The sequence below is a fragment of the Mesorhizobium sp. B2-3-15 genome (assembly GCF_006442875.1).
In the GTDB taxonomy this organism is placed as follows: domain Bacteria; phylum Pseudomonadota; class Alphaproteobacteria; order Rhizobiales; family Rhizobiaceae; genus Mesorhizobium; species Mesorhizobium australicum.
Genome location: NZ_VFVO01000004.1, coordinates 265,919 through 292,580, shown reverse-complemented (window position 1 = coordinate 292,580; position 26,662 = coordinate 265,919). Strand labels below are relative to the sequence as shown.

The following is a 26,662-nucleotide window of genomic DNA, read 5'->3' as shown; positions in this document are numbered from 1 at the left end:
TTTCAGCCGCCGGATTTCTGCACCAGCAGCGGAATAATCCGGTCGCTCTTGGCCACGGCCGGCCGGCCCGCCGAACCATAGGCGATGCCGAGCGCGTCCCAGGTTTCGACCAGGGCGTCCTGCAGCTCGGCGATCAGCGCATCGGAATGGAACGGCGTCGGCGTGATGCGCAGCCGTTCGGTACCGCGTGGCACCGTCGGGTAATTGATGGGCTGGATGTAGATGCCGTGGACGCCGAGCAGGCGGTGGCTCGCCATCTTGCAGAGTTCAGGATCGCCAACCAGCACCGGCACGATATGTGTCGGCGACTCCATCACCGGCAGACCGGCCGCCGAAAGGATCTGCTTGGTTCGGCTCGCCTGTTGCTGCTGGGCGTCGCGCTCGGCCTGCGAGCGCTTGAGATGGCGAATGGAAGTGGTCGCCGCGGCGGCGATCGCCGGCGGCAGCGCCGTGGTGAAGATGAAGCCCGGCGCATAGGAGCGCACGGCGTCGATCACGGCACTGGTGCCGGTGATATAGCCGCCAAGCGTGCCGAACGCCTTGGCGAGCGTCCCTTCGATGATGTCGATGCGGTCGGCGAGCCCTTCGCGCTCGGTGATGCCGCCGCCACGCGGTCCGTACATGCCCACGGCATGGACCTCGTCGATATAGGTCATGGCGTTGTAGCGCTCGGCGAGCTCGACGATCTCTCTGATCGGCGCGATGTCGCCATCCATCGAATAGACGGACTCAAAAACGATCAGCTTGGCGCGTTCGCGGCCGGCGGCCTGCAAAAGGCTTTCCAGATGCGCGACGTCATTGTGGCGGAAGATCTTCTTTTCGGCGCCCGAGCGCCGCACGCCTTCGATCATCGAGGCGTGGTTCAGTTCGTCCGAGATGATCAGGCAGTTGGGCAACAGCCGCGCGATGGTCGAGATCGAGGCTTCGTTGGAGACGAAGCCGGAGGTGAAGACCAGTGCCGCTTCCTTGTCGTGCAGGTCGGCCAGCTCGAGTTCAAGCTCCACCAACGGGTTGCTGGTGCCGGAAATGTTGCGGGTGCCGCCGGCGCCAGACCCCATCTTTCCGGCTGCGTTCTGGAACGCGGCGATGACGTCGGGATGCTGGCCCATGCCAAGATAGTCGTTGGAGCACCAGACGGTGATTTCCTCGGCGCGGCCGTTGGCGCGCCAGATGGCGCGCGGAAACTTGCCTGCGATGCGCTCCAGGTCGGCGAAGACGCGGTAACGACGCTCGGCATGGAGCTGGTCGATCGCTTCCTCGAAGAACCGCTGATAGTTCATGTCCGAATTTCCTTGTTTTCTCGCCGTTGCGCTGCGGGCATCGGCTACACCGTACCTGGCAAGGGTTGGACGTAACCCTTTGAGGGAACGGACGACCTTGATTCATGTCAAAATCACGACTCCGAGGCTCCTTCCTCAGTTCGATATGAAGCGATGCAATGATCCGCTGCGCAGCACAGAACGCGTCACGCCGCCAAAGGTCCTCTCCAGTACCCGGCTATGACCGTAGCCACCGAGAACAATGAGATCGGCCGCAATATCCTGTCCGATCCGCAGGAGGATTTCCGCCGGTTCGGAGCGGCGCGCATCCAAGATTTCCGATCGCGCCTTCACCCCGTGGCGCGTCAGATAGAGTTCGACATCCGCTACATTTTCCCTGGGCCCAGTGTTCCCATTGTCTACGGTGGCGATCACGACATCCCTGGCGGTGATCAGGAAAGGCATAGCGTCGATGACGGCACGTCGCGCTTCTCGCGTGTCATTCCATGCAACCAGGATGCTTTCGGCCTTGATCGGCGCCAATGGGTCGGATGCCACGAGTATCGGACGGCCGGCCGCAAGGATGAGACTTGCCGAATCCAGCATGCGATGACGGTCGACCACCAGATCGGCCGAAGGCGAGCCAGTGAGGATCAAGTCGGCGGCACGCGCGTTGAGTGCAAGTTGGCGCGTGGGATTGCCTATCTCTCCGCGCCACGAGGCACAATTGCTGCCTTCGACGATGCTCAGGAATTCCTCTCTCAGGCAGTCGAGGCGACCTTCTATCTCCTCCACCTGACACCACAACGCCTTGGTCGCGGCCTGGTCATCAGTGCCGGTCGGCAGGACAAAATGCGGCTCGGCAGCGCAGAAGCCAATCAGGTCGGCCTCGAGCCGTTGAGCAAGATCCCATGCCATCGCGATGCGTGGCGCGGCGATCGCGTCCGCGTCCAGTTGAACCATGATCGTCTTGAAAGCCATCGCGTCATTCCATCTGCGGTCGACGCGACTTGGCCATCAAATAGAGGGAGGCACCTTGATGCGGGTCAAACGCGCAACGAAACCGGTTGCTGCCGGCACGCTCGTACAGTCCGCAAGGCGATAGGGTTGATCCTGATCAAGGACATGACGACGAATGGCGTCAACGTCCCGCTGTGGAGATTCAGAACGGAGTAGTCGATAATGCACACCCAGCCCGAACCATCCTCATTCGGCACACAATTGTTGCCGATTGCGGGAAATGGCCAGAAGTTCTTCCTTGCTGCCGCGTCTCTTCAAGTGCACGCCTTCAAGGCGATGATGCGCTACAACGTCGAAACGCTGGCATTTCTGAAGCATCGTTGCGAACAGGACGTCAAGCTGGCCGACGATCTCATCACCGGTCCGGAATTCAATGACGCTTTCGACATCTGTGCTGCTTTCCTGCAGAATGCGACATCGCAATATGTCAGCGAAGCCGGTAAGGTCGCCACACTGACCTCCAGGCTTGCTTCGGAAACGGCCAAGCGGGTCCGCGAGGAAGCCAGAACCGCGATCGAGGACGCAGCGGCGAAGACAGTCGCGTAGATCGGCAATGCGGAGGTCGTCAAACATGACCAACTTTTGCAGTCGTCGTCGTCTGCCGGCTTCCGTCCTTGCACTGATGCTGTTCGGACATATGCATCCAGCCCTGGCCGATAGCTTAACTGATCACGGAAAGGCGTTGGTGGAAGTCAATTGCGCCCGCTGCCACGCCATTGGAAAAACCGACAAGAGCAGGCATCCTGACGCTCCGGCGTTTCGCACCTTGTCAAAGCGATATCCGATCACCGATCTCGAGGAGGCCCTCGCTGAGGGGATTTCGACTGGCCATCCAGACATGCCTGAGTGGATCGCCAGCCCCGACCAGATCGACGCAATTATCGCTTACATCAGCACCTTGCAGCAACCGTGATCGGGGGTGTGGACGCGACAGCCCACCGAACCTGACGCCTCCATCGCACGATGGAAGCGTCAACCGATGGTGGCTGTTAACGCGCCAGCAAAACGGCGCGTACCAAGCTAGGGCAACATCCTGTCTGCTGCACGGAAGAACGACCGAGCATGCGCCACGATCTGAGCCTCCGTAGGATGATCGGCAGGTTCGACGCCGATGATGCGATCCTTCAAGTGGGCATGGTGGTCGCGTATATGCTTTGCCAACTCGTCTTTTGCCAATCCTGGCCCTACGATCAGCCATTCCTTCGCCGGCTGCAGCGCCGCGACGATGTCTTGGTAGAAGGACTGGTTTTCCGGTGCACGCTTACCGTCGACGGTGCCTGCCTTATTGTGGGTCTGATGATGCGCAAGCGTGGTGGCAAGCCTAAGGCTCTCGGCCGATTCACGATTGAAGAAAAACACCTTGGCTTCGCGATGGTCCAGCCAGGCAACGGCATGTTGGGTCTGCATCTTGATACATCCTTGAGGCTATAGTTGAGGAAAACCCGACGAGACGTCCTCACGCGGGCTAAGACTCCAGCATCGCCAGGATCGAGCCGGGCTCGATGACGGTATTCGCAGTGGCGACAATCGTCGCGCGGCCACCTGCCGGCGCGACAATCTCGTGCAGCGCGTCTTCGACGCGAACTTCGGCTATTCGCTCTCCGGCCTTGATTGTGTCACCGCTCGTAATGAACCAGCGCTCCAGGATGCCCTCCGGCAACATGCTGGACGCCCACAGGGCTTCATCGACCTTGATATAGTGCATCGCAATTCTCCCTATGCCGACGAATGATATGCGCTTGCGCAGCACGGTCCTTGATCCCGATCAATCGGCGTACGACGCAGGGTGCTGCAATCGCGCGGCGTTTGACGACGATCAATTTCTGATGCGGCAGCAGTCCGAAGATGGCCGGCCGTCGACGGAGTGAGGTCATGAAGCATTACAGGGAAAGGCAGCCGTCGCGATGAGCGCCCGATCAGATATTGGCGCTGCGTTCGCAATCAATTGGGTTGCCCGCGCCGTGCATGTGATCGGCACCGATGACGATATGGCGTCGGCCGCAAGAACTGTTAGCCACGTCAGCCCGACGCCCGGCAACGCGTGTGCTGGTTCGGCGATTCCAGAAAATGATGCAGATCAATGCGCAACACATCGTTTGCGAAGATTTTGATGCGATGTGGAACCCTATCCTAAGCGCGCCTTATGGTCGCCATCTCGAACTCGCCGTCTTCGACGAGGAAGGGGCGCATGCGCTGGTATTTCCCTGCATAAAGAGCCGCGAAGGTTGGAAAAATGCCGCCACCGGCGCCCGTGTCGACATCCGTCCGACCCACTGGCGCGAGTGGGAAGAGGAGAAGGTTCAGGCCAGCACTGGCAACCCTATCGAAGGTTCTCCCTAGGGTCGGGATTCCACGATCAGCGCCATGCGCACGAGATGTGACAGGCTGCTTGCGGCCATTTTGCTCATGACATTGGCCCGGTGGATTTCGACCGTGCGCGGGCTGATCCCCAGATCGTAGGCAATCGTCTTGTTCGGCAGGCCCGAAACAAGTCCATCCAGCACCTGCCGCTCGCGTTCTGACAAGGTCGACAGACGCGCGCGGATATCCGCAGACTGGGGATGCGCCGCGTTCGCCTGGTTCCGGTTGGCCAGCGCGGAGCGGATCGCCTCGATCAGAATTTCATCGTCGAACGGCTTCTCGATGAAATCGGCAGCGCCTTCCTTCATGGCCTGAACGGCGAGCGCCACGTCGGCATGGCCCGTCATGACAATAACCGGAATTGTATGTCCGCCCGCTCTGAGCTGGCGCAGGAACCCGATGCCGTCTATGCCCGGCATGCGTACGTCGGTGACGATGCAGCCGTCGAGATGGCCAGTCGCCGTTGAGAGAAAAGCGGTGGCCGATTCGTGCAGGCGGACTGCGAAGTCTGCTGTTGCCAGAAGAAAACCGAGCGATTTGCGAACGTCGACATCGTCGTCGACCACGTGCACCAGATCACTGTCGGCCATTTGTGATCTCTTCCTTCTCTACGATGCGCAAGGTGAAGCGAAAAGCGGTTCCGCCGGCCGGCATGACCTCGGCCCATATATGGCCACCGTGCGATTCAACGATGGTCCGGCAAATGGAAAGGCCGACACCCATGCCTTGCTTCTTGGTCGTTACAAACGGCTGGAAGAGCTGGGCCGAAACCTCCGGCGCGAGACCCGGGCCTGTATCGATCACGCTCACCTCGGCCATCCCATCATCCCGGGCAATGGTTCTGACCTTCAATTCGCGGCGCGGCGCGTGCTGCATGGCCTCCACCGCGTTGCGCATCAGGTTGAGCAGAACCTGCTGAATCTGGATGCGATCGGTCAAGACCAGTTCGGCGGCAGGGTCAAGCTTGTAGCTGACGAGAAGATTTATCTCCCTCGCGCCGACCAAGGCCAGCGATGCGGCTTCCTCGATCAGCATCGGCAGCCGTTCGACCTGGCGCTCGCTTTCGCCCCTGGCTACAAAATCCCTCAGGTGACGGATCACGTCGCCTGCCCGCAAGGCCTGCTCAGCTGCCTTTTCGACCGCATCCCGAAGCATAGGCGCATTCTCGTCCTGGCTCTTCTCAAGCAGCCGACGACTGCCTTTGAGGTAGTTCGTAATCGCAGTCAGAGGCTGGTTGATCTCATGGGCAAGCGTCGAGGCCATTTCGCCAAGTGCTGTAAAGCGCGCCATGTGGAGGAGCTCCTGCTGCTGCTCCTGGATTCTTGCCTCCGCCCGGTGGCGTTCGGTCAGGTCGCGGCAGAAGCCGGTAAAGAAGCGTCCGGTTCCCGGATGCATCTCGCCGACGGAAAGCTCCATCGGGAAAGTCGTGCCATCCTTGCGCGCGCCGGTAACCGTCCGGCCGAGCCCGATGATCCGGCGCTCTCCTGTCGTCAGGTAGCGAAGCAGATAGGCATCATGCTCGTCGCGGTAGGGCGAGGGCATCAGCATTTTCACGTTTTGACCTATGACTTCGCTTGACTGATAGCCGAACAGCGTTTCGGCAGCGGTGCTGAAGGATTGAATCCCACCCTGTTCGTCGATGACGACCATCGCATCCGGCACTGTTGCCAGGATCGACCGCAAATGGTCCTCACGCAGCCGAAGTGCTGCGTTTGCAAAGGACAGGTCGCTGACATCCGTGCCTTCAACGAAGATCGCGGTGATACGGCCATCGTCGGCCTTGACCGGCTGATAGACAAAATCAAGGATGCGCTCCTCGACCGGCCCGTCGGCTTTGTTGCGAAGGCCAACCTTCACCCCGTGGCCGATGTAGGGCTCGCCGGTCGTGTACACGTGGTCCAGATGTTCGAAAAAGTCATTCCCTTCGAGCTCGGGAAAAGCGTCCCGCACTGACTTTCCAATCACTTGTCTGTGGCCGATCAGTCGCTGGTAGGCGGCATTGGTCAGTTCGAAAACGTGACCTGGCTCGCGCAGGAGCGCTATAAAACCCGGAGCATGATCGAACATTTGCGACAACAGTGCTTTCAGCGTCGTTCCGCCGGGCGACAAACTGAGCGCTTCGTCTTTGATCACTTGAGGTTCCTAAGTTCGAGACGGTGCTACCTGGGCTAACTATCACTTCTCGCCGCATGCGCAAAACGGATGGAGACTATGTTTTCGGACGCGGGTGCAGTCGGCGGTCTTTGACGCGCATCAAGGCATTGGACGCGGGCGAATGCAATTCATCACGCATTCCATCGTTCAGCGAAAGGCGTCCGCAATGTCTTACAAGTCAATCATCGTCAACCTCGCCATCGATGCGCCTCCTGCGCCCATTGTAAAGGCGGGTGTCGAGCTCGCGGAGCGGTTCGGAGCCCGTCTTATCGGCTTGGCGGCTGCGGATGTTCCGCCCTTGGTCGCGACCGGCGAAGGCATGGTCTACGAAGGCGAGATCATGCAGATCCAGCGGACCGAGATCGAAAAGCGGCTTGCCGAACTGCGTGCTGAGTTCGAGAGGCTGGTTCCTGCGTCGATCTTTAGCGAATGGGGCCAAGCTGTTTGCAGCCCGACCCGGTTCCTCAGCGTTTCGGCGAGAGCGGCTGATCTTATCATTTCCGGCCAGGCAGGAGACAACGTGTTTCGCGCCGTGGATGTCGGCAGTCTGACACTGGGTGCCGGGCGTCCGGTTCTGGTCGCCGCAACCAACTTCGAGCACGTCCTTGCAAAAACCGTTCTCGTGGCGTGGAAGGACACCAGGGAGGCACGGCGAGCGATTGCTGATGCGTTGCCTTTCCTGGCCACAGCCAGCGAAGTCGTGATCGTCACGATTGACAACGACCGCGACGAAAGCATTCGTGACAGCCTCGCCGATATCGCGGTTTTTCTCGAACACCATGGCATCAAGGCGCAAACCGAGCTGATCGCAGGCGAGGCTGATGGCGACCGGTTGCTGACATTCGCACGCTCGATTCATGCCGACCTCATCGTCTCGGGCGCTTATGGCCATAGCCGTTTGCGGGAGTGGGCGTTCGGCGGCGTTACTCGTACGCTGATCGAAGAGAGTGGCATCAACCGTTTCATGTCGTACTGATGATAGGCGAAGCCGGCCAGCAATCCGTCTCGCCACAGGAAGGTGGCTATTGGTCGATCGAGACCAATGACCTCCTGCTGCGTCTTGAGACCTCGGTCTCGGGGCTTGCTTCGTCCGAAGCAGCATCGAGGCTCGCAAAATTCGGCCGAAACACGCTCGCGTCGACGTCAACCGCGTCGGCCTTCGCAGTGTTTGCCCGTCAGTTCCGCAGCCCGCTGGTCCTGATCCTCATTTTCGCGGCAAGCGTGTCGGCCTTCGTCGGGGAGGGCCAGGAGGCTGCGATCATCGGCGCGATCGTGCTGGCAAGCTGCGCCCTGAGCTTCACCCAGGAGTATGGTGCGTCGCGGGCGACCGAAGCGCTGAAACAGCGTATTTCGCGCAAGGCTATTGTATTGCGCGACGGCGCCGAGTGCTTGGTCGCCGCCGAAGAGATCGTGCCGGGCGACGTAATCAGGCTTTCAGCCGGAAACCTCATCCCCGCGGACGGTATCATCCTGGATGCGCGCGATTTCAATGTCAGCGAGGCCGTGCTGACCGGCGAAACCTTTCCCGCCATGAAGACACCGGGACGATCGGCGCCGGATGCCGCGCTCACACTGCGCAGCAACGCGGTCTTTACGGGAACATCCGTCCGCAGCGGCACCGCAACCGTGCTTGCAGCATCAACCGGCAGCCGCACGGAATTCGCGTCTATCGCCGCAGCCCTGGAGCGACAAATCCCCGAAACAGGGTTTGCCCGAGGCATCCGGCTGTTCGGCTATCTAATGACCGAGATCATGCTGGCGATCGTCATCCTGGTGTTCTTCGCCAATCTGCTGCTGCATCGACCGCTGATTGAATCGCTGCTGTTTTCGCTGGCACTGGCGGTGGGCCTCACGCCGGAGCTTCTCCCGGCTATTATCAGTGTGACCCTTGCTCGTGGTGCCCGCGCCATGGCGGCCAATGGCGTCATTGTGCGTCGTCTCGATGCCATTGAGAATCTGGGCAGCATGGATCTGCTGTGCACCGACAAGACCGGCACGTTGACGGAAGGCGTCATCCACCTCGATGGATGGCTTGATGTCGATGGCAATACGTCAGCCGATATCCTGCTTTGGGCACGTCTCAACGCGACCATGCAGACCGGTCTGAAGAACCCGCTGGACGAAGCGATCGCTTGTACGCCGGGTGAGGGCGCATTGTTGGCGGCCTTCATGAAGGTCGACGAGATCCCTTACGACCTTATCCGCAAACGGCTGTCTGTTGTAGTTCGGACCAAGGACGCCGACGACCTGCTGATCACCAAAGGCGCAGTCCAAAATGTCCTCGAAACCTGCAGCTTTGTGCGAACAGCCAAGGGCCTGGAACCTCTCGATGAAATGCACCGTGCGGCAATCGACGAAAAATTCCGGCGCTGGAGCGCGGACGGCTACCGCGTTCTCGGCCTGGCAATCCGTCCGTTTGAGGGCCAGAAAACGTTTAGCAGGGAAGACGAGATAGATCTTGCCTTCGCGGGCTTCCTGCTTTTCCTCGACCCGCCAAAGAAAGGCGTGAAGGAAACGCTTGCCGAGCTCGCCCAGCGCGGCATCGCCGTAAAGGTCATTTCTGGCGATAACCGTTACGTTGCCGCGCATCTCGCCCAGGCGATAGGCTTGCGCGCCGACAGGATCATGACCGGCGAGGATCTGTCGAAATTGACCAAGAGCGCGCTTTTTGCGGGCGTGCAGCACACCGACCTCTTCGTCGAGATCGATCCCAACCAGAAGGAACGCATCGTTCAGGCCTTGCGGAGCAGGGGCCATGTCGTTGGTTATCTTGGCGACGGGATCAATGATGCGCCTGCCCTTCATGAGGCAGACATAGGAATCTCTGTCGACAGCGCTGTCGATGTCGCGCGCGAAGCGGCCGATATCATCCTACTCAAACAGGATCTCGGCGTCCTTGTGCGCGGCCTCGACGATGGCCGCAAGACATTCGCCAACACGATGAAGTACATTTCCATCACCACCAGCGCCAATTTCGGCAACATGATCAGCATGGCTGTCGCCTCGCTGTTCCTGCCTTTCTTGCCGCTTCTGGCCAAGCAGATCCTGCTCAACAATTTCCTTTCCGACGTTCCTTCACTCGCTATTGCAAGCGACAACGTCGATCCTGACCAACTGCGCCGGCCTCGCCACTGGGATATCCGTTTTGTGCGGCGGTTCATGATCAGCTTTGGCCTGGTAAGTTCGCTGTTCGACTTCGCGACCTTCGCATTCCTTCTTTTCTTCGCGCACGCCACGGAGGCCGCATTCCAGACCGCATGGTTTGTCGAGTCGTTGCTGACGGAGCTTGCCATCGTGATCATTGTGCGCACGCACAGGGCTTTCTGGGCAAGCCGTCCAAGCCCGTTGCTTGCCTGGCTTACGTTGGCTGTCGGGATTATCGCGATCATGATCCCCTATCTGCCGTTTGCAGCCTGGTTCGGCTTCGTGCCCTTGCCTCTGCCCGTGCTTGCCGGGCTTGTCGCAATTACCGCGTTCTATCTACTCGCCTCCGAGGCGACCAAGCGCTGGTTTTTCGGACAAGGGAACCCCAAGTCGCACCGGAAGAGGGCTGGGCAGACGATTGAAAGAGGGGCAAGCCTCATGCAGCCTACCCGGGATCATAGGCCGTGCGGAGGCTTGAAGCGATGACGAAAGGAAGCGCAGGCATTCTGCCTTAGCGAGGATCGCGGAAGGGGCTGCAGGTGCTGCTTGTTCATCCTGGAGGCCCGTTCTTGCAAGACGCGATCTTGGCGCTTGGTCGATTGCCAAAGGCGAGTATGACGAAAGCGAGCTGCCCGAGGCAGCGGCACGGCGCGAATTCAGCGAAGAGACAGGCTGGGAGCTCAAGGGAACCCTGCTCACTCTGGGGCAGTTGCGCCAGCGAGGAGAAAAACTCATCACGGCATTCGCGTTCGAAGGCGACTTCGATACCACGACGTTGCGCAGCAACCTGTTTGAAATGGAATGGCCGCCACGCAGCGGTCGGGTACAATCCTTTGCCGAGGTCGATCGTGGTGAATGGCTGGATTTAGCACTGGCCATTGACAAGCTGGTTGTCGGTCAACGGCCTTTTCTCACCGCCTCGTCGCTTCGGTTTAGCGCTCAAGAGGTTGTCAGCTGATCGCTCGTTGATCGAGATCAACGCCGCCCGCCGCCAACATGCCAATGATGGCCAGTAGGCAGGAGTGATCCCCATGACCTTTCTCGATTACCTGATTTCAGTTGATGCCAGAACCGCCCTGATGGACCGCATGATGCGGAAGTTGGGCGTCGACAGACAATTGAAGGTCGTGGCAGACCATGCGGCCGTCACGAACCGGGCGGTGGACCGCTGCCGTTCCTGCGGGCATCAGGATGAATGCTCGGTCTGGCTCGACGAACATCAGCAAGCCGATAACCCGCCGGACTATTGCCGCAACAGCGACCTGATCGCTCGACTGCAGCATGCGGCCGGCCAACGCTAGCCATTCGAGCACTCAGTCTGGACGATATCGTTCTGCCCGTGTTTTGACGAGAGTCAACGCAAACCGCGTTTGCCAGTTGATAGGTTGCATTCCACGGGACCAGGCAGTTGAACGCTCTATCTTTTCTGGAAGCATTCCTGCTCTTTGTCGCACCAGGGCCTAGCAACGCTCTTTTGCTGGCGGGGACGGTCAAGCGAAAGAAAGCGGTCAAGCTATTGGCCGCTCAGGCATGCGGATACGGGACCGCATCCGCGTGCTGGTTTACGCTGCGTCCCTTCGTGTCGCCTGATACTATTCAGATACTCAGGCTGGTAGCAGCCGGGTGACTCGTCATTGGCATGCGTCTAACGGTGAGCGCTCGGATCAACGCTTCCAAAAGCGGCGACGCCATTTCTGTTGCGGTGACCAGTGCTCTCAATCCGAAGGCCTTCGTCTATTGCCTAGCTATCGTGCCGATGAACATCGAGCCGCGCGCCCTGGGGATCTTCTGGGTTGCGCTACTGGTGATGACAGCTGCCACCGGATCGGTGTGGCTTTTGCTGGGTCGGCGCTTCAGCGGTGGCAAAACACTGGCAGAAGAAGTTGCGGCGCGGCGCGTATTGGCTTTGCCCTGTTGCTCCTTCGACCGTTGATACCCCTGGTCACGCCCTAAGCGCGGCGGAGCCCTGGGCGAGGACCAGCAACACGGAGAGGCAATGGTGCCTCGTAGCGGATCAATGGTCTGCTCCGCTACGAAACAAGGACGACCGAGACGGGATCGACGCAGAAGAGATTATCCTTGACCGCATTGACGCCGGAGACGTTTTCGGCAGCGACTATTGCTGCCTGGCGCTCGCGTTCGTCGAAGATGGCGCCGCTCAGTGTCACCACGCCTTTGTCCACCATTACATTGATCAAATCGTTGCCAGCCCATTTCTGCCTCGCAAGCTCGGTAACGATGTTCTGCCGAATCTGTTCGTCATCGATGACCGTAGCGGCTCCATTCGGAAGGACGCCGAGCAATGCCCGCAGAAGATCAGAGCGGGTGATGATGCCGACGATTTTCCCAGCTTCGACGACCGGAATGCGTTTGACATGGTGACGCGTCATGAGCTCGACGACTTTCGCGAGCGATGCTGCAGGGGATGCCGTGACGACATCTTGCGACATCACCTCCTCAACCCGTCGACCATTGGCGCGGACATATTCGTCGGCGGCCTTTCCGGGGCTGACGAGAAATTCCAGCCAGCGCGAGCGCTTGCGCTCCGTGCCCAGTTCCCCGCGTCGCAGGAAATCGCCCTCGCTGACGATCCCCACCAGCCTGCCGTCGTTGCGAATGACGGGGAGGCCGCTGACCTTTTTGGAAAGCATCAACCCGGCAGCCTCGGCGATCGATGCCGACGGGCCTATGCCGACGACTGGCTTGCTCATGATGCCTTCGGCTTGCATGTTCGCTCTCCGGAGTTTTTCCAACGTCCGGCTTTCTTAGATTTCACATGCGCGAAGCGCCTTGATCTGAATCATTTGTCGGCGGAGGCAAATGATCCAAACCTGGGCCGGGAACGACCGGGCGCGAACCGGTCAACCAGCGATCGCGGTCTTGGCGACGTTCACGCCAAGTTCGTAGACAAGTAGTCCACCATAGTAGGCCGTCGCAGTGACCAAAAATGCTCCGCAAACTTCGATTAGAGGAATGGCGATGGTCACAGCCCGAAACTCGCGATTCCGTATCCAAAGCGTGAGCCTCACAAGTCCCCAGATCACGAAGGCAAGGGCAGTGATACCTCCCAGGCTTTCATGGATCTCCGCGACATCGCTGCTGAATCCGGCCGCTTCGGCATGATCCAGCGCAAGACCTCCGAAGAACCAGGTCCCCATAGCGAACATTCCGGCAGCCAGGGCCACAAAAGTAGAGATCGTACCGGCTCCCGATCTCCTAGTGACGGCGCTGCCGCCAACGAGCGCTACAACGTCGATAGCCACAAGCAGGTAGATCAGAACAATAGGAAAATGAACGAGCATGGGGTGGATATGTTGAATGGGGATCACGAAACTCTCCAGAAATTGCAGGGGACTTTGGGTAATTGCAGTGCGCCTTGGTTCACGACATTTGCGAGCGCTATGAGCTGTGGCGGGCCACGCGCCGCGAACGAGCGACCTAGTCGTTTTCGTCGGCTTCATCGCCTTGCTGGTCGTCACACGCATCGTCGCCACCCTTGATGGCTTGCGGGGTGGAGGCGTCCTGCATGGGGATGGCCTGCAGATCGATCGGACCGGATGGGACAACAGACGATGACGCCCCACATGATCCTTCGTTCGATTCAGCGGCCACCGGCAGGACAAAGATCGTGAGGCTTGCAAGTGCTGCAAGGACAAGCATGGGGTTGCGCATGGTCTCGTATCCTTCTCAGCGCGGCCATGATTGGACGCGATGATGCCCTGATATGGACCCTTTGCTTGCTGTGGGCTGAGGATAACTGACAGCAAATTGAAAGCTGCAACGTGCGACATGCCTTGCCGATGAAAAGCCGATGGAAGCGTTTGGCGGTGCTGGGTCTCGCGGGACTTGTCCTGGCCATGCCTATCGCTGCTCGTGCCGACGAGGACGATGACGGCGACCATGACCGGGCGCGGGATTTGTACGAACGCGGCGAAATCAAGGGACTTGCCAATATACTGGACGTTGTCCATGCCAAAGCTCCTGGCGATGTTGTTGGCGTCGATCTCATCCGCAAGGCCGACAGATGGGTCTACCGTTTTCAGGTCGTGGGTGCCGATGGCCGGCGAAAGACCGTCGACGTCGACGCTGGCGCCGGTGTCATCATGCGCGATGGGGAGGGTGACTGATGAAGATCCTCCTAGCCGAAGACGAGCCCCGTATCGCTGCCGATATCGCGACCGCTATCAAGGCATCCGGAATGGCGGTCGATATCGTAAAAGATGGTGAAGCTGCCTGGTTCGCAGGCGATGTTGAGAATTATGACGCTGCAATTCTGGATCTCGGATTGCCTAAGCTCGATGGTCTTACGGTCTTGAAACGCTGGCGGGCCAATGAGCGCAGGTTTCCGGTTCTCATCCTGACCGCAAGAGGCATGTGGACCGAACGCGTCGACGGCATCAATTCCGGTGCTGACGACTATCTTCCCAAGCCTTTCGAAATGGAAGAACTGCTCGCCCGGTTACGGGCAATCCTGCGTCGCTCGGCCGGCCAAGCGGCACCCGTGCTGAGGTCCGGGCCGCTGCTCTTGGACACACGCCAGATGCGCATTTCGCTACGCGGCGTCCCCGTTGCGCTTTCGCCGCTGGAATACCGGCTCCTGGCGTTTTTGATGCACCACGCCGGCCGGGTGGTGGCGCCGACCGAACTTGCCGAGCATTTGTACGATTCAGGCAACGACCGCGATCCGAACACGATCGAGGTGATCGTTGCGCGCCTGCGTCGCAAGCTCGGGAGCGACGTCATCGAAACGAGGCGCGGATTCGGGTATCTGATGCCCGACGATTCCCGCTGATGGGCAACTCGATCCGGTTCAGGCTCTGGTTGGCGGCAACGATCTCGATCCTGGTTGCTCTTGCCATCGCCGGCGTTGGATTGCGCTATCTGTTCGAACTGAACGTCGAGCGGCGCGTTGTCAGCGAGCTGACAGTCGACCTGAACGATCTCATCGGCGCGACCAATTTTGCCGCCGATGGCCGTCTTTCGGTCCAGGCGACCTTGGCCGACCCTCGTTTCGCCATCCCCTTTTCCGGCCACTACTGGCAGGTGCAGGATACCGGTTCCGGCAGCCTTGTCCGCTCGCGTTCATTGTGGGACGCGACGCTTGCCTTGCCGGATCGCGCAACCAGCGGCGAACTCAGGGAGATCAAGGAATTCAAGGGGCCGCAAGGGGAGCTCACCATCGCAGTGGAGCGCTCGATCATTGACGCCAGTGGCCGATCGTTTCGCGCCATCGTGGCGGAAGACCACCAAACGGTGAACGAATCCGTCGATGGGTATGTCCGCGACCTTGCGCCAGCCCTGATCCTGCTCGCCATTGCGCTCATGGCGGCCTTCTTCATCCAGATCACCGTTGGACTTGCGCCTCTGGAGACCTTGCGGGTCTCGGTCAGAAACGTGATTGGACAACGAACGGCACGGCTTGAGGTGGCGGCACCAAGCGAGGTCCAGCCGCTCGCGGACGAAATCAATCGTCTTCTCGATGCCCAGGAGAAGGCGCTTGCGCGAGCCCGCTCGCGCGCCACCGATCTGGCGCATGGCCTCAAGACACCGCTGCAAGTGCTGTCGGCCGACATCCGGGCCTTGCGCACGAAAGGCGAGACGGATCTGGCGGACGAGATCGAGAAAAGCGCCGGAGCGATCCGGCGCCATGTCGAGCGGGAGCTCGCGCGCGCCCGCCTCGCGCCCGGCGTTTCCGAAAAGGCATACTGCCTTGTGGCGGACGTGGCGGCTGGCGTCATTGCCGTCGTCAAACGGACACCAAGCGGCAAGCAGCTTTCGTTCAATCTGGATGTCGCGGAAGATCTGACGGCGCCAATCGACGAAGGCGACTTGTCAGAAGTTCTCGGCAATCTGGTCGAGAATGCCGCGCGCTATGCAAAATCGTCAGTTCGTGTCGGTGCATCCACTGCCTGGGACGAGGTGACCGTCAGTGTTGCTGATGATGGCGCAGGTATACCGGATGCTGATCGGGAGTCCGCGCTCTCGCGCGGTGTCCAGCTCGACAGCAAGGGCGGCAGCAGCGGTCTTGGCCTGGCCATCGTTTCCGACATCGTCGAAGCCTATGGTGGACGCCTTGCCATGGCCAACGCCAATCCGGGTCTGGTGGTCACCATTTCCTTGCCGCGACACAGTTGAGTTTGCTTCAGGCAAAACCCGGGAAATAGTCGACCTTTATCTTCGAGCGGCGAACGCCCATGGCCAACAGCTTCTGGCGCAGCGCCTTGACCATCGCCTGCGGGCCGGAAATGTAGAATGTGCGCTCGAGGTAGTCGGGTGTCGCCAGACGTATCAGGCGCTCGTCGATGTATCCGGGATATTGCCCGCGCTCGCCACCGCGCGCCACCGCGTGGATCGTCTTGATCCCAAGTTCCTGCCAGGCCGCGCCAAGAACATCGCGATAAGCGATGTCCTGCTGGCCTTCGGTTCCGTAGAGGATGACGATCGGTCGCCGTTCCTTGCGGTCGAGGAGATACTGCAGCATCGAGCGGAACGGCGTGATGCCGATGCCTCCGGCCAGGAACGCGATCTTGGTTTCACGCCGGGCGGGCAGCGTGAAATTGCCGGCCAGTTGCGCGGCGTGGATCGTGCTGCCCGGCTTCATAGTCATCAGCTCGCGCTTGAAGGCACTTGATTGCGGATAGAACTTGACGCCGAGGCGGACTGTTTCCTCCGTCGGCGCCGAGGCGACCGTGAAATAGCGGCGGTTGCCGCGATTGTCGGCACGATCGAGGCCAAGCGTCCATTCGAGATACTGGCCGGCCTCGAAGGCGAGCTTGCGCGGCGACCGGAAGACGAAGTCGAAGCTGTCGACGGCCGATTGCTCAATGCGTTCAAGAGTCAGCACGAAGCGTCTCTTGGGGCCCGCCGCATAGGCAAACAGGTTGCCGGCAAGCAGCGCCAGTTCCGGCGTGAAATAGAACGAGCCGATATGGATGTTGGGAGCAAACAGAAAGCCGACGATGGCGGCAAAGGCGATGCGCGGCCAACGCATCGTCGGCGCGGTCAGCGGCTCGGTCAGCATCACGAAGGCAAAGAACAGCAGCGGCGATGAACCCAGTGTCTCTGCGAGCGCGGTCCAGTACTGCGCTGGGTCCGTAGTTGCCAGAATGGTCGCCAGCGCCACGAAAACGAAGATCGAGACAAGGTCAAGCCGGCGCAGTTTCCGGACGATAAGCATGCCGCCGACGAGCACGATCGGAAGCAATGGCCGATTGCCGCCCACCCACCATGTGGCTGGTTGGTCGAGCAGCAGCGCGGACAGCGCCACGCCCAGCGCAGCCGGGTTGAAAAGGTGCTTCCGGCCGATGGCGAGAATGAATTTCGATGAAATCGCCCAGACGGACACGAATGCCACCGCCGCGATCCTCTTAATGTCCGTGACCGCAACCGGATCCAGGATAAGCGCCAGGATGAGTGCGGTGATGTAGACGGACTCGTTGTTGGCCGGGACTGCGAAGACATGCGCAAAGACCTTGTTGGTGATCCAGCAGGCGGCCAGCGCAAGCGCCGTGGTGAACGCAAGCGCAATCGGATCATGTGGCACCAGCCTGACGAGGCCGAGAACGAACGCCGCGCCGACCAGCGCCATCAGATAGTAGAGGACCAGCCGGTACATGGTCAGGTGATCGAGAAATCGGTCGATGGTCTTGATCATGGCGAGCAAAGGGCTCCGAACCCGGTTGTCGGCGTGGCGCGGCCGTTGGTGTCGACGACATATCCCTCCAGGCCAGGGGTCTGCTCGATAAAGACAATGCCCTCCCGCCCCATGGCGAACGCCGCGGTGGCGAAACGATCGGCTTCGAGCACATCGGCGCCGATGACGGTCAGGCTGACGATGTCCTGGATCCAACTGCCAATCCCATGTGGATTGTAGATGTGTTGGCCGCGGACATAGGTGCCGGAGGTCGCGACACCGCGACCGCGGGGATAGACGATCTTTACGATCTCGTCCGCGTTGAAGGGATTGCGGATGCCGACGCTCCAGTCATGACCCGAAGCATTCTTGCCGCAAGACTGGATATCGCCGCCCGCCTCGATGAAGAAATCGCGGATGCCGGCCCGTTGAAGAATCCCGGCCGCATTGCGGATGGCCCAGCCCTTGACGATGCCGGAAGGATCGAGCGACCCGTCGGGCTTGCGAATGTCGAAGTATCCGTCCGTCTCGTCTTTCGTCTGCCTGGCGAGAGCGAGCACTTCCATCATCTCGCCACTCCAGAAGGCGACCGGTACGTCGCCGCGGTTGATGGCCGCGATCTCACTGTCGTCCCGGTATGTGCTGAAGCGCCGGTCGACATGCTCGAAATAGTCGAAGACCGTGTCGATCAACCCACCGTCCGAAGCGCCGCCGATGTCGACCGTGATGGGCATGCCCATCAAAATTCGCGTGTCGCGCATGGTTCTACGACGACGCTTTCTTCAGCGCGCCGCGCAGTGACTGGATGAAAGCCCTGCTGGTCAGCGTCGCGCCCGAAATAATGTCGACATTGGCGCTTTGGGCGCTGATCGCTTCGTCGCGCAGCATCGGCAGCGCCTGCCTGTTGATGTTGATGGAGGTGCGGCGATCGGAGGGATATTTCAGTACTTTCAGCGCCGTAAGCTGCCCGCCCTGTACGAGGGCCTGAATCTGGATGATGCCGTAGTAGGCATCGGCGGTAGGCCCGGTATAGACGCCGTCGGCATAGCCCTTTGCCGCCAGCTTCATGCCCACCCGCACGACACGTGCTGGCGCATCCCGATATGCCGGCCTCGGCTGCGGAACTGGTATGTAGACGGCGGGGGTTACGGCGAATGCAGGTGCTGACGACGCAGGATCGGAGACAGCCGGAGCCACTGGCTGGGCCGGTGGCGTTGGCGATGGTTGTGGTGCCACCGGAACCACAGTCTGCCTGACTCGATCAATTGACCATTCAGCGGGCTTGGCTATCCCTGCCGTCGTTTCGCGGGCAATCGGGAACCTTGTGCTGAACCGGGGATCGAGGGTTGCCGGCTGGGTCCGAAGCACCGGCAAAGTCGCGGCGGATGACGACTCTTTTGGCTGCACGGAAGGCGCTCGGCCAGCGTCGGCCGGCAGCGCTTCGCCAAGCAGATCGTTTGCCGGATCCTTGCCGGCCTGATCCCAGACATAAGCGCCGGAGGCGGCGATCACGAAAAGTGACAAGGCAATCTGTTTCATCGGAATTGTGTTTCCACGTTCGATCTTGCAGGGCGATCCATCTGGTCCGCCCGGACGCAATATCCCACGACCAAGCTGACAACTGGCTGTCAGCCGCGTTGAAGCTGCGAGGGCTCGTGAAATCTTAAGGGGAGACAGGAAATGGTTTGTCCTAGATCAACATGGTCGCATAAGCAGCGAGGTAGGAGGGGTCTCTCAAGCGAGGTAGCTGCCTATGACTGTTGCCAACGAGCCGGCCGGATACACCGGAACCCAGATACTGCTGCACTGGACAATCGCGGTGCTGATCGTCCTGCAGCTTGTAATCGGCGAGGACATCAAGCCGGCTTACCGGGCATTCTCACGCGGCGCCGAGCCTGCAGCTGGCGACATCTTCAATGCGAACATTCATGTCTATGTCGGCTTGGCCGTCCTGGTGCTGGCGGTCTGGCGCCTTGCCATCCGCTTGCAGCGTGGCGTCCCCGCTGCCCCGGCAGAAGAGAGCGCCGCTTTGAAGCGGATCGCGACGGCAACCCACTTCATGCTTTATGTGTTCATTTTCGGCATGCCGATATCGGGAGCTTTGGCATGGTACTTCAGCATTGGCGCCATGGGCGACATCCATGAACTCGCCAAGCCGATTATCATCGTTGTCGTCTCCCTCCATGCGGCCGCCGCTCTATGGCAGCATTTTTATGTGAAATCGGGTGTCCTCATCAGGATGCTGCGGCCTGCCGCGCGGCGTGCGCGGTGACATCATGAGCCGTCTGCATGCGGAAAACCACCTCATATCGCGCATTGGCTGGCTGCGGGCCGCAGTGCTTGGCGCCAATGACGGCATTGTGTCGACGGCCAGCCTGATCGTTGGCGTGGCGGCAGCCAATGCCGCGGCCTCCAATGTTCTGGTGGCCGGTATAGCGGGTTTGGTAGCCGGCGCGATGTCGATGGCGGCCGGCGAGTATGTCTCGGTCAGTTCGCAGTCAGATACCGAACGAGCCGACCTTGCCCGCGAGAAAGAAGAGTTGGCCACGCAGCCAGACTTCGAGCGACTGGAACTTGCGGACATCTATGTCAAGCGGGGCGTAGAGCCAACGCTGGCATTGCAGGTCGCCGACCAGTTGATGGCCAACGACGCGCTCGGCGCCCATGCACGTGACGAACTCGGTATTTCGGAGGTGACGACGGCCAGACCGATCCAGGCGGCGCTGGCCTCTGCGGCTGCATTTTCGGTTGGCGCGGCCATGCCATTGGCGATGGTGCTTGTTTCACCTTCAGCCTGGCTTGCAGCAACCGTGTCTGTTGCCTCGCTCCTATTCCTGGCAGTGCTGGGTGCCATCGGCGCGAAAGCCGGCGGCGCCAATGTGATGAGGGCAACCCTTCGCGTCACATTCTGGGGTGCGCTGGCAATGGCGCTGACGGCCGGCATTGGCGCCGTGGTTGGTACCGCCATCTGACCTGGTCCGGCTTCGATCTCGGTAGATTCTATGAGCGCTATTCTTGCGCAAAAGAATCCGGCCCTGAGGAGTCAGCGCTACGAAGTTGCGAAAGCGCAACGAAGCAAGCCATAGCCGGATTTATGAAGACGCTTCGCAAATCGCGGAGATTTCATCGTGAAACAGCGCAGTTCGATCAACCCCGACATGGTCGTCGACGACATCATGAGGAAATGGCCGGCAACGGTAGCGGTGATGCTGAGACACAAGATGCTCTGCGTCGGCTGTCCGATCGGCACATTCCATACCGTGACTGAGGCGTGCCGCGAACATCGGATCGATGAGGGCGACTTTTTGGACGAACTCGAAGCGGCTGTTCGACGAAAATGGTGACGGTCAGCCCTTGTCCCGGTTCTCGGCCAGAACCACAAGGCGATGCGCATCCTTGACCGTGACTTTCTGGCGCCCGCTGATGATGATCCCCTTCTCTTCCCACTTGCTGAGCAGCCGGCTGACTGTGTGCAGCGTCGTGCCCGTCATCTCGGCAATGTCTTGCCTTGAGATCGGGAAATCGATTTCGATGCCGCTGTCGGTCATGCGGCCAGTCTGGTTTGCCAGCCGCAACAGTGCATGTGCGACCCGCTGCTCCACCTGTTCCGTGGACATCTCGACCACCCGCGTCTGGGTCTCCTGCAGCCTGGTTCCAACCGTCTTGTATGTGGTTGCCCCAAACACCGGGAACCGGCGCGCCAGTTCCGCCCATAGGGCATTGGCCCAGGCCAGCACCACGCAATCCACCGCCGCGACAGCGCTGGCGGGGTAGGTTGTCCGGCCTAGCGCTGCGGCGACGCCAAAGATCTCGCCTTCGCTGATGTATCTCGCGATGACCTGCTGTCCGTCAGGCGTGGTGCGGACCACCCGTATGTGCCCGGCGATCAGCACGAAGAAGGAATGGGCCTCGGCTTCCTGCTCGAAGATCGTTGAGTCTTTGGCATAGCGTGACGATCGAGCGCTTCTGAGAAGCTCGCTTTGCTCTTCGGGGGCCATCCCCTGGAAGAGGGGCAGCCGCGATATCAGCGATCGATCCAGCGCAGCCAAGCGAATTTCCTCAGGACCCTGCCGCGTCAATCGTGCGGCAGCCCTTTCTTATCCCGAGTTTGCGCCAGCGCAAATTGTCCTCTGCCGCATCAGGCTAAATGGCATGGAACGGCGCAACGCCGCGAAGACGAAACAAAGGACAAATCGATGAAACTCTCCATCCTCGCTGCCGCAATCTCCCTCCTCGCGCTCGCCGGCGGCGCAAGCGCGGAAGAGCACGTGGTGCAAATGCTCAACAAGGGCGAAAAGGGCGCCATGGTTTTCCAGCCGGCCTTCGTCAAGGCAGCACCTGGCGACACCGTCAAGTTCGTCCCGACCGACAAGACCCACGACGCCGAGTCGATCAAGGGCATGCTTCCGGATGGCGCTGAGCCTTTCAAGGGCAAGCCCAGCGAGGAGATCACCGTTACGCTGACGAAGGAGGGCGTTTATGGCGTCAAATGCGCGCCCCACTACGGCATGGGGATGGTCGCGCTGATCGTTGTAGGCAAGCCGGTCAATCTCGATACCGCCAAGGCGGTCAAGCATCCTGGCAAGGCAAAAACGGTGTTTGCCGACCTGTTCACCCAGGTACCCGCAAACTGACCACCATACAGTCTGCCTGCCGTAAGGGGGCGGGGCACCGGCCGGACGGACCCAGGGTGGCGGTTCATCCGGCCCTTTTCATTTGAGGATTCAGTCATGGCAGTTTCACGCCTGCGGAGCTATTCCGGTCCCCCGGTTCTCTCCTATGGATTCAGGCCCTTCTTCCTCCTCGGGTCGCTGTCTGCCGGGCTCTCCATTCTGGTCTGGCTGCCGATGTATGCAGGCGAGCTTGTTGCCCACAGTGCGTTTGTCCCGGTCGACTGGCATATCCACGAGATGCTGTTCGGCTACCTGCCGGCGATCGTTACCGGGTTCCTGCTGACCGCCATCCCGAACTGGACAGGCCGGCTGCCCGTGCAGGGACTGCCGCTGCTGGCGCTGGTTGTCCTGTGGCTTGCCGGCCGCGCCGCTGTCTTCTTCTCGGCGGATATCGGCTGGCAAGCGGCGGCCGTGATCGATAGCTCGTTCCTGCTTGCGGTCGCTGCGGCGGCGGCACGCGAAATCGTCGCGGGACGGAACTGGCGCAATCTCAAGGTGCTGCTGCCGCTTGCCGTCCTGGCTGGCGCCAACGGCGCGTTCCACATCGAGGCGCACCTTCAAGGCATATCCGACATCTGCCGCAGGCTCGGCATGGCTGCGGCGATCATGCTCATCTCGCTGATCGGTGGGCGCATCATTCCGAGCTTCACGCGCAACTGGCTCGTCCGCGAAAGTCCTGGCAGGCTGCCTGCGCCGTTCGACCGTTTTGACATTGCTTCGATAGCCATCTCAACCGTCGCGCTGGGAGCATGGTCGTTCGCCCCCGACAACAGTGTCTCAGGAATGCTTATGGCCGTCGCCGCAATCTGCCAGGCGTGGCGTCTGTCGCGCTGGGCTGGCGAGCGCACATTGCGGGATCCGCTCGTGCTCATCCTCCATCTTGGATATGCCTTTGTGCCGATCGGTCTCGCCCTCGTCTCGGCGTCGATCCTATTCCCCGATGCCGTGCCAGCGGCGGCGGGACTTCACGCGCTCGGAACGGGTGCGGTCGGCGCGATGACGCTTGCCGTGATGACCCGCGCAACACTCGGGCACACCGGGCGAGCGCTCAAGGCTGGAAGAGGCGCCTCGTTCATCTTCGTAGCCGTCCTTCTCGCGGGATCATTGAGAATTCTGGCCGCCTTCGTCCCCTTTGGACTGTTGATCGACATTGCCGGTGCGGCCTGGGTGGCGGCATTTGCAGGCTTCATCCTGGTCTACGGCAACGCATTGATGACGCCAAAGGCGCGGTGAGCCGGCGGGGAGAGCCGGCGACCGTCGAAACGCGAATGAAGCAGTTGCTTCAGATCTGTCAGGCAATGCCGAGGTAGCCGACGATACGGTTCACCCATCCCCGATGGTCCCGGACCAGCCTGAAGCCCAGATTGTCGGGAGGCGTACCAACGGCACAGCCGCCGCTCTTTCCGTCGCTGACGAAGTTCGACATATAGGCTCTGTGAAGTCCTTCAAGGACGTGGACGCCGCAATTGTCGATCGAACTCGCAACACCGCTTCCATCGGCAGCCAACGTCGTGCGGACATAGCAGGTCGAGGTCCACTCCCAGACGTTGCCGGAAAAGTCGGCGAGGCCCAGGGAATTCATACCAAAAGAGCCACGACTCCTGGGCAACGGGTCCGGTTTGCGATTGAGGTCCACCTCGGCCTTGTAGCTGGTGAGCCAACGCCTGGCGGGGTTGCTGGCGTCGTTTTCGACGCCCTCAAATTCGCCGGCGAACCGCTCCGCCGCGGCAAACGCCCATTCCTCGTCTGATGGCAGCCGCCATTGGTCGCCGGTCACGTCCGAATACCAGCGCGCGTAAGCATTGGCATCGAGATAGCTCACGCCGGTTACCGGAGTATTGCTCGGGATTGCGCGCATCTCCTGTGCCGGCTGACAGCTTCCAGCCGACACGCAATGCGCATAATCCGCCGCGCCAACTTGATAGGTCATGATTTCGAGAGGTCTGTTGAGGTGTCGCTTGAGGCGGGGATTGGCTTGCGGGCGTCCATCCCTAAGGAACTCGCCCGGCGTCGGATAGGTGATCGAACCGGAAAGCAAGACAACCGTCATAGCGGTTGGGTGGGGTTGTCGATCCCCGACCAGCGCCGGTATCGAGAGCCCTACCGGAATAGCGGCGGCGGCCAGGGCGACTAAGGCAACCTTCAGGATGTAAGGAGACATGGTTTTTATCCATACCCGGACAGCGTCGCTGTCCGGGTAAATTGGAGTGCCGTCAGTTGACGGCGATGGGTTTAGGCGCCTCGACCTGCGTCATCAGGTCGTCATCCCACTCGCCCTCGACCATGAAGTGAGCGGTCGCCCCGAGTTCCACGGCCTCAATCAGATTGTGATTGACGTAGGCGTAGACACCCGGCTGGAGGAACGTGTAGAGCGCCGAGCCCGCAGAACCACCGCGGATGAACCAGGTTTCCAGATCCTTGGCCGGCGGATTGGCGAACTTGCCCTGTTCCCAGACATAGTCGCCGTGACCGCCGATCAGATGCGGCCGCGTATCGCGGTTGGCCTGCGAATGGACGATCAACACGGTCTCGCCGACTTTCGCCTTCATGGCGTTGTCGCCGGTCAGAGATCCGACCTTGCCGTTGAACACGACATGCGTCGGGATCAGCCCGCGCATGACCTTGACGATGTCATCGTAACCGTCGCCAGCTGATTCATAGCTCTTGAAATTGCCCTTCTCGTCGCGCGGGATGTAGAAGTCGCTCTCGCCGACGTAGAAGATCTTGTCGTATTTGACCGGTTCGCCCTTGTCGTTCCTGAGTCCGTCGCGCGGCAGCACCATGATTGCGCCGTTCATGCCGGAGACGACATGCCACGGGATCATCGGACCACCGGGCGCGCAGTGATAGACGAACGTTCCCGTTCGCGTCGCCTTGAAGCGCAAGGTCACCTGTTCGCCGGGATTGATCAAGGTGAGGGCGCCGCCGCCGAGCGCACCGGTCGCGGCATGGAAGTCGATGTTGTGGGCAAGCGTGTTGGTGTCAGGATTGATGAGCGTCAGCTCGACATAGTCGTCCTGGTGCACCACCATCAGCGGGCCGGGGATCGAGCCGTTGTAGGTCATCGCGTTGAGCTTCGTGCCATCGGCATCGATGACGACAGGCTTTTCTTCGATTGTCATGGTGAACTCGACGATTTTTGGCCCGCCCTTGGCGACCTGATCGTGCGGGTGCACGAAGGGTGGCGCGACGAGCTTGATCTTTTCGCGGGGTAGCCCGCGAATGTCTGCCTTCGTCACTGTTGCCGACAATGCGGGCAGCGCCGCCACGGCGGCAGCGCCAATCGCTGCTCCAAAGAGGGCTTCGCGTCGCGTGATCATGTCAATCTCCTATCTCTCGACCGTTGCGGATGAGCAGAAGCTAAATGACCCGACGCATCGTTTCTTTGCGCTGGCGCAAATTGGTAGACGTTAATCGCAGAAACAACAGTTCTCGGAATGCGGCCATGTTATGCGCGAGATTTGAGATGGAGCAGTTTCGTGTCGCAGTTTTCTGCAACCCTGCGCAGTCACCGGCGGCTTCCTGAAGATCAGCGGCCGCTTTTGTTTTCAAATCGATCACAATTCGCGCGGCGGCCCCGTCGAGATCTTCGTACTGGCCACTCTTTCTAGGCCCAACCAAAGCCACCCAGGCCCGAGCGCACTAAGAAAGGTGAGGGTGGTCCCAACGAACAGAAGTCGGTCGGATCAGCTATACCGGCATTCTGCGCGATCTGTTTTGAGACAGGCAGGGCGTTATAACGGAGTGCGCATGGACGGCACGCCAAGCATGACGAGCGCTATATGCCGAAGGAAGTCGCCGACGGCCTCCAGTCCAAAGGATATGGGAGGAGAGCAGAACTCGGCTTTGCGTCCCCGCTTTTTCGCAGCTACGAAACCATCATCACCGAGAACGGATCTGTGCGGAGGAAGAGGCCGTCCTTGACTTGCCCAATGCCGGCAACGTTCTCCGCCGCAACGATCGCTGCCTTCCGTTGACGCTCGTCGACAATCGCCCCTGTGAGTTCGACCACGCCGTCGCTGACCCTCACACCAATCAAGTCAACACCGTTCCACGATTGCCGCTGCAGTTCGGCAAGTATGGCCTTACGGATCTGGTCGTCATCGGGCGGCGTGATGCCCGGTTTCGGCAAGGTGCGGATCAGGACGCGCAGCAAATCAGTTCGCGTGATGATGCCGACGACCCTTTCCCGGTCGACAATCGGCACATTATTGATGCGGTGTTGCATCATCAAGTTTACAATGTCTGCAATCGAGGCGCCTGGAGGCGCCGAAATGACCTTTGTAATCATCACCTCATGGATGATCCGTCCGTTCGAGCGCGCATAATCATCGGCGATTGTGCCCGGGCCAAGATCAAACTCCAGCCAGCGGGGACGCGCTCGCTGAGTCCCAAGTTCCTCTCGGCGCAAGAAGTTG

General features: G+C 60.3%; 31 protein-coding genes and 2 pseudogenes. 17 read left to right on the top strand and 16 right to left on the bottom strand.

All coding sequences use genetic code 11. From position 1 onward, the window contains the following. Window positions 1-2 precede the first annotated feature (2 nt). Window positions 3-1,280: a 5-aminolevulinate synthase gene (gene hemA / locus FJ954_RS10960; protein ID WP_140661310.1), complete on the bottom strand. Its 1,278-nt coding sequence runs from the start codon at window positions 1,278-1,280 to the stop codon at window positions 3-5. Between the two features lie 135 nt (window positions 1,281-1,415). Continuing rightward, window positions 1,416-2,240, bottom strand: a complete 825-nt coding sequence (locus FJ954_RS10955; RefSeq protein ID WP_140619186.1) for a universal stress protein — start codon at window positions 2,238-2,240, stop codon at window positions 1,416-1,418. A gap of 201 nt (window positions 2,241-2,441) precedes the next feature. Between FJ954_RS10955 and FJ954_RS10950 the strand changes: the two genes are divergently transcribed. Next, window positions 2,442-2,825 carry a phasin family protein gene (locus tag FJ954_RS10950; protein WP_140619188.1) on the top strand — a complete coding sequence of 128 codons (384 nt, stop codon included), beginning with the start codon at window positions 2,442-2,444 and terminating at the stop codon, window positions 2,823-2,825. 91 nt (window positions 2,826-2,916) lie between these two features. Continuing rightward, complete coding sequence (locus FJ954_RS10945; RefSeq protein WP_246677776.1) at window positions 2,917-3,192, top strand: cytochrome c; 276 nt, start codon at window positions 2,917-2,919, stop codon at window positions 3,190-3,192. A 107-nt stretch (window positions 3,193-3,299) separates the two neighbouring features. Here FJ954_RS10945 and FJ954_RS10940 read toward each other — a convergent pair whose 3' ends face one another. After that, window positions 3,300-3,686, bottom strand: coding sequence for a translational machinery protein (locus FJ954_RS10940; protein ID WP_140619192.1), 387 nt, complete (start codon window positions 3,684-3,686; stop codon window positions 3,300-3,302). A 58-nt stretch (window positions 3,687-3,744) separates the two neighbouring features. Beyond that, entirely contained in the window at window positions 3,745-3,984 is a 240-nt protein-coding gene (locus FJ954_RS10935) for a lipoyl domain-containing protein (RefSeq protein WP_140619195.1), read from the bottom strand. A gap of 362 nt (window positions 3,985-4,346) precedes the next feature. Between FJ954_RS10935 and FJ954_RS10930 the strand changes: the two genes are divergently transcribed. Further along, on the top strand, window positions 4,347-4,619 hold the full coding sequence (locus FJ954_RS10930; RefSeq protein WP_348641129.1) for a hypothetical protein: 273 nt from the start codon (window positions 4,347-4,349) through the stop codon (window positions 4,617-4,619). Here FJ954_RS10930 and fixJ read toward each other — a convergent pair. Both fixJ and FJ954_RS10920 read right to left on the bottom strand, forming a co-directional pair. After that, entirely contained in the window at window positions 4,616-5,230 is a 615-nt protein-coding gene (fixJ, locus tag FJ954_RS10925) for a response regulator FixJ (RefSeq protein ID WP_140619197.1), read from the bottom strand. The genes FJ954_RS10930 and fixJ overlap by 4 nt on opposite strands. Further along, window positions 5,217-6,773: a PAS domain S-box protein gene (locus tag FJ954_RS10920; protein WP_140661309.1), complete on the bottom strand. Its 1,557-nt coding sequence runs from the start codon at window positions 6,771-6,773 to the stop codon at window positions 5,217-5,219. The genes fixJ and FJ954_RS10920 overlap by 14 nt, the downstream gene beginning before the upstream one ends. A gap of 187 nt (window positions 6,774-6,960) precedes the next feature. On the opposite strand from FJ954_RS10920, the gene FJ954_RS10915 reads away from it, so the two are divergent. The 5 genes and pseudogenes from FJ954_RS10915 (at window position 6,961) to FJ954_RS31970 (ending at window position 11,871) form a co-directional block, all read left to right on the top strand. After that, the gene (locus FJ954_RS10915; RefSeq protein WP_181166443.1) at window positions 6,961-7,770 is read left to right on the top strand and encodes a universal stress protein; all 810 of its coding nucleotides are present in this window, start codon (window positions 6,961-6,963) and stop codon (window positions 7,768-7,770) included. Next, the gene (gene mgtA, locus FJ954_RS10910; protein ID WP_246681059.1) at window positions 7,770-10,424 is read left to right on the top strand and encodes a magnesium-translocating P-type ATPase; all 2,655 of its coding nucleotides are present in this window, start codon (window positions 7,770-7,772) and stop codon (window positions 10,422-10,424) included. Before FJ954_RS10915 ends, mgtA begins: the two co-directional genes overlap by 1 nt. Window positions 10,425-10,471: 47 nt before the next feature. Then, window positions 10,472-10,896 (top strand): annotated as a pseudogene (locus FJ954_RS10905) (NUDIX domain-containing protein). Window positions 10,897-10,969: 73 nt separating this feature from the next. Beyond that, window positions 10,970-11,239, top strand: a complete 270-nt coding sequence (locus FJ954_RS10900; protein WP_140619203.1) for a DUF6455 family protein — start codon at window positions 10,970-10,972, stop codon at window positions 11,237-11,239. A 350-nt stretch (window positions 11,240-11,589) separates the two neighbouring features. Next, window positions 11,590-11,871: a hypothetical protein gene (locus FJ954_RS31970; RefSeq protein ID WP_246677759.1), complete on the top strand. Its 282-nt coding sequence runs from the start codon at window positions 11,590-11,592 to the stop codon at window positions 11,869-11,871. A 97-nt stretch (window positions 11,872-11,968) separates the two neighbouring features. Here FJ954_RS31970 and FJ954_RS10890 read toward each other — a convergent pair whose 3' ends face one another. The 3 genes from FJ954_RS10890 to FJ954_RS10880 form a co-directional block, all read right to left on the bottom strand. Continuing rightward, a complete protein-coding gene (locus tag FJ954_RS10890) occupies window positions 11,969-12,667 on the bottom strand; it encodes a CBS domain-containing protein (protein ID WP_140661308.1) in 699 nt (232 codons plus the stop codon). Window positions 12,668-12,799: 132 nt separating this feature from the next. Then, the gene (locus FJ954_RS10885) at window positions 12,800-13,267 is read right to left on the bottom strand and encodes a DUF2231 domain-containing protein (protein WP_140619207.1); all 468 of its coding nucleotides are present in this window, start codon (window positions 13,265-13,267) and stop codon (window positions 12,800-12,802) included. Window positions 13,268-13,376: 109 nt separating this feature from the next. Beyond that, a complete protein-coding gene (locus FJ954_RS10880) occupies window positions 13,377-13,610 on the bottom strand; it encodes a hypothetical protein (RefSeq protein WP_140619208.1) in 234 nt (77 codons plus the stop codon). A 185-nt stretch (window positions 13,611-13,795) separates the two neighbouring features. Between FJ954_RS10880 and FJ954_RS10875 the strand changes: the two genes are divergently transcribed. The 3 genes from FJ954_RS10875 to FJ954_RS10865 are packed head-to-tail and all read left to right on the top strand — an operon-like array spanning window position 13,796 to window position 16,073. Beyond that, window positions 13,796-14,065, top strand: a complete 270-nt coding sequence (locus tag FJ954_RS10875; RefSeq protein ID WP_246677760.1) for a PepSY domain-containing protein — start codon at window positions 13,796-13,798, stop codon at window positions 14,063-14,065. Beyond that, entirely contained in the window at window positions 14,065-14,730 is a 666-nt protein-coding gene (locus FJ954_RS10870; protein ID WP_140619212.1) for a response regulator transcription factor, read from the top strand. Before FJ954_RS10875 ends, FJ954_RS10870 begins: the two co-directional genes overlap by 1 nt. Beyond that, entirely contained in the window at window positions 14,730-16,073 is a 1,344-nt protein-coding gene (locus FJ954_RS10865) for a HAMP domain-containing sensor histidine kinase (RefSeq protein ID WP_140619214.1), read from the top strand. Before FJ954_RS10870 ends, FJ954_RS10865 begins: the two co-directional genes overlap by 1 nt. Before the next feature lie 7 nt (window positions 16,074-16,080). On the opposite strand, the gene FJ954_RS10860 is transcribed toward FJ954_RS10865, so the two are convergent. The 3 genes from FJ954_RS10860 to FJ954_RS10850 are packed head-to-tail and all read right to left on the bottom strand — an operon-like array spanning window position 16,081 to window position 19,110. Beyond that, window positions 16,081-17,592: an RnfABCDGE type electron transport complex subunit D gene (locus FJ954_RS10860; RefSeq protein ID WP_140661307.1), complete on the bottom strand. Its 1,512-nt coding sequence runs from the start codon at window positions 17,590-17,592 to the stop codon at window positions 16,081-16,083. Further along, a complete protein-coding gene (locus FJ954_RS10855) occupies window positions 17,589-18,311 on the bottom strand; it encodes an FAD:protein FMN transferase (RefSeq protein ID WP_246677761.1) in 723 nt (240 codons plus the stop codon). Before FJ954_RS10855 ends, FJ954_RS10860 begins: the two co-directional genes overlap by 4 nt. A 25-nt stretch (window positions 18,312-18,336) precedes the next feature. Beyond that, the gene (locus FJ954_RS10850; RefSeq protein WP_140619219.1) at window positions 18,337-19,110 is read right to left on the bottom strand and encodes an FMN-binding protein; all 774 of its coding nucleotides are present in this window, start codon (window positions 19,108-19,110) and stop codon (window positions 18,337-18,339) included. 214 nt (window positions 19,111-19,324) lie between these two features. Here FJ954_RS10850 and FJ954_RS10845 point away from each other — a divergent pair, with 214 nt between their 5' ends. The 3 genes from FJ954_RS10845 to FJ954_RS10835 all read left to right on the top strand — a co-directional run bounded on the left by FJ954_RS10845 (window position 19,325) and on the right by FJ954_RS10835 (window position 20,915). Next, on the top strand, window positions 19,325-19,843 hold the full coding sequence (locus FJ954_RS10845; RefSeq protein ID WP_140619221.1) for a cytochrome b/b6 domain-containing protein: 519 nt from the start codon (window positions 19,325-19,327) through the stop codon (window positions 19,841-19,843). A 4-nt stretch (window positions 19,844-19,847) separates the two neighbouring features. Next, window positions 19,848-20,543 carry a VIT family protein gene (locus tag FJ954_RS10840; RefSeq protein WP_140619223.1) on the top strand — a complete coding sequence of 232 codons (696 nt, stop codon included), beginning with the start codon at window positions 19,848-19,850 and terminating at the stop codon, window positions 20,541-20,543. Window positions 20,544-20,699: 156 nt separating this feature from the next. Next, window positions 20,700-20,915 carry a DUF1858 domain-containing protein gene (locus tag FJ954_RS10835; protein WP_140619225.1) on the top strand — a complete coding sequence of 72 codons (216 nt, stop codon included), beginning with the start codon at window positions 20,700-20,702 and terminating at the stop codon, window positions 20,913-20,915. Between the two features lie 3 nt (window positions 20,916-20,918). On the opposite strand, the gene FJ954_RS10830 is transcribed toward FJ954_RS10835, so the two are convergent. Further along, window positions 20,919-21,620, bottom strand: coding sequence for a Crp/Fnr family transcriptional regulator (locus FJ954_RS10830; protein ID WP_140619227.1), 702 nt, complete (start codon window positions 21,618-21,620; stop codon window positions 20,919-20,921). A gap of 147 nt (window positions 21,621-21,767) precedes the next feature. Between FJ954_RS10830 and FJ954_RS10825 the strand changes: the two genes are divergently transcribed. Both FJ954_RS10825 and FJ954_RS10820 read left to right on the top strand, forming a co-directional pair. Next, window positions 21,768-22,205 carry a pseudoazurin gene (locus FJ954_RS10825; protein ID WP_140661306.1) on the top strand — a complete coding sequence of 146 codons (438 nt, stop codon included), beginning with the start codon at window positions 21,768-21,770 and terminating at the stop codon, window positions 22,203-22,205. 96 nt (window positions 22,206-22,301) lie between these two features. Next, window positions 22,302-23,477, top strand: coding sequence for an NnrS family protein (locus FJ954_RS10820; protein ID WP_140661305.1), 1,176 nt, complete (start codon window positions 22,302-22,304; stop codon window positions 23,475-23,477). Between the two features lie 58 nt (window positions 23,478-23,535). On the opposite strand, the gene FJ954_RS10815 is transcribed toward FJ954_RS10820, so the two are convergent. Next, window positions 23,536-24,405, bottom strand: coding sequence for an SUMF1/EgtB/PvdO family nonheme iron enzyme (locus FJ954_RS10815; protein WP_140661304.1), 870 nt, complete (start codon window positions 24,403-24,405; stop codon window positions 23,536-23,538). A gap of 52 nt (window positions 24,406-24,457) precedes the next feature. Beyond that, window positions 24,458-25,564, bottom strand: a complete 1,107-nt coding sequence (gene nirK / locus FJ954_RS10810) for a copper-containing nitrite reductase (RefSeq protein WP_140619233.1) — start codon at window positions 25,562-25,564, stop codon at window positions 24,458-24,460. Between the two features lie 362 nt (window positions 25,565-25,926). Between nirK and FJ954_RS31965 the strand changes: the two are divergent. After that, window positions 25,927-26,083: pseudogene (locus FJ954_RS31965) on the top strand (cytochrome c biogenesis protein CcmE); the annotation flags it as partial. 29 nt (window positions 26,084-26,112) lie between these two features. Here FJ954_RS31965 and FJ954_RS10800 read toward each other — a convergent pair. Continuing rightward, window positions 26,113-26,655, bottom strand: coding sequence for a CBS domain-containing protein (locus FJ954_RS10800; protein WP_348641133.1), 543 nt, complete (start codon window positions 26,653-26,655; stop codon window positions 26,113-26,115). Between the last annotated feature and the right edge of the window lie 7 nt (window positions 26,656-26,662).

Bases quoted from the DNA above. Each gene is read 5' to 3' on its own strand.
- hemA (WP_140661310.1), bottom strand. From the start codon at position 1,280: ATGAACTATCAGCGGTTCTTCGAGGAAGCGATCGACCAGCTCCATGCC.
- FJ954_RS10955 (WP_140619186.1), bottom strand. From the start codon at position 2,240: ATGGCTTTCAAGACGATCATGGTTCAACTGGACGCGGACGCGATCGCC.
- FJ954_RS10950 (WP_140619188.1), top strand. From the start codon at position 2,442: ATGCACACCCAGCCCGAACCATCCTCATTCGGCACACAATTGTTGCCG.
- FJ954_RS10945 (WP_246677776.1), top strand. From the start codon at position 2,917: ATGCATCCAGCCCTGGCCGATAGCTTAACTGATCACGGAAAGGCGTTG.
- FJ954_RS10940 (WP_140619192.1), bottom strand. From the start codon at position 3,686: ATGCAGACCCAACATGCCGTTGCCTGGCTGGACCATCGCGAAGCCAAG.
- FJ954_RS10935 (WP_140619195.1), bottom strand. From the start codon at position 3,984: ATGCACTATATCAAGGTCGATGAAGCCCTGTGGGCGTCCAGCATGTTG.
- FJ954_RS10930 (WP_348641129.1), top strand. From the start codon at position 4,347: ATGATGCAGATCAATGCGCAACACATCGTTTGCGAAGATTTTGATGCG.
- fixJ (WP_140619197.1), bottom strand. From the start codon at position 5,230: ATGGCCGACAGTGATCTGGTGCACGTGGTCGACGACGATGTCGACGTT.
- FJ954_RS10915 (WP_181166443.1), top strand. From the start codon at position 6,961: ATGTCTTACAAGTCAATCATCGTCAACCTCGCCATCGATGCGCCTCCT.
- mgtA (WP_246681059.1), top strand. From the start codon at position 7,770: ATGATAGGCGAAGCCGGCCAGCAATCCGTCTCGCCACAGGAAGGTGGC.
- FJ954_RS10900 (WP_140619203.1), top strand. From the start codon at position 10,970: ATGACCTTTCTCGATTACCTGATTTCAGTTGATGCCAGAACCGCCCTG.
- FJ954_RS10890 (WP_140661308.1), bottom strand. From the start codon at position 12,667: ATGCAAGCCGAAGGCATCATGAGCAAGCCAGTCGTCGGCATAGGCCCG.
- FJ954_RS10880 (WP_140619208.1), bottom strand. From the start codon at position 13,610: ATGCGCAACCCCATGCTTGTCCTTGCAGCACTTGCAAGCCTCACGATC.
- FJ954_RS10875 (WP_246677760.1), top strand. From the start codon at position 13,796: ATGCCTATCGCTGCTCGTGCCGACGAGGACGATGACGGCGACCATGAC.
- FJ954_RS10870 (WP_140619212.1), top strand. From the start codon at position 14,065: ATGAAGATCCTCCTAGCCGAAGACGAGCCCCGTATCGCTGCCGATATC.
- FJ954_RS10865 (WP_140619214.1), top strand. From the start codon at position 14,730: ATGGGCAACTCGATCCGGTTCAGGCTCTGGTTGGCGGCAACGATCTCG.
- FJ954_RS10860 (WP_140661307.1), bottom strand. From the start codon at position 17,592: ATGATCAAGACCATCGACCGATTTCTCGATCACCTGACCATGTACCGG.
- FJ954_RS10855 (WP_246677761.1), bottom strand. From the start codon at position 18,311: ATGGGCATGCCCATCACGGTCGACATCGGCGGCGCTTCGGACGGTGGG.
- FJ954_RS10850 (WP_140619219.1), bottom strand. From the start codon at position 19,110: ATGAAACAGATTGCCTTGTCACTTTTCGTGATCGCCGCCTCCGGCGCT.
- FJ954_RS10845 (WP_140619221.1), top strand. From the start codon at position 19,325: ATGACTGTTGCCAACGAGCCGGCCGGATACACCGGAACCCAGATACTG.
- FJ954_RS10840 (WP_140619223.1), top strand. From the start codon at position 19,848: ATGAGCCGTCTGCATGCGGAAAACCACCTCATATCGCGCATTGGCTGG.
- FJ954_RS10825 (WP_140661306.1), top strand. From the start codon at position 21,768: ATGAAACTCTCCATCCTCGCTGCCGCAATCTCCCTCCTCGCGCTCGCC.
- FJ954_RS10820 (WP_140661305.1), top strand. From the start codon at position 22,302: ATGGCAGTTTCACGCCTGCGGAGCTATTCCGGTCCCCCGGTTCTCTCC.
- FJ954_RS10815 (WP_140661304.1), bottom strand. From the start codon at position 24,405: ATGTCTCCTTACATCCTGAAGGTTGCCTTAGTCGCCCTGGCCGCCGCC.
- nirK (WP_140619233.1), bottom strand. From the start codon at position 25,564: ATGATCACGCGACGCGAAGCCCTCTTTGGAGCAGCGATTGGCGCTGCC.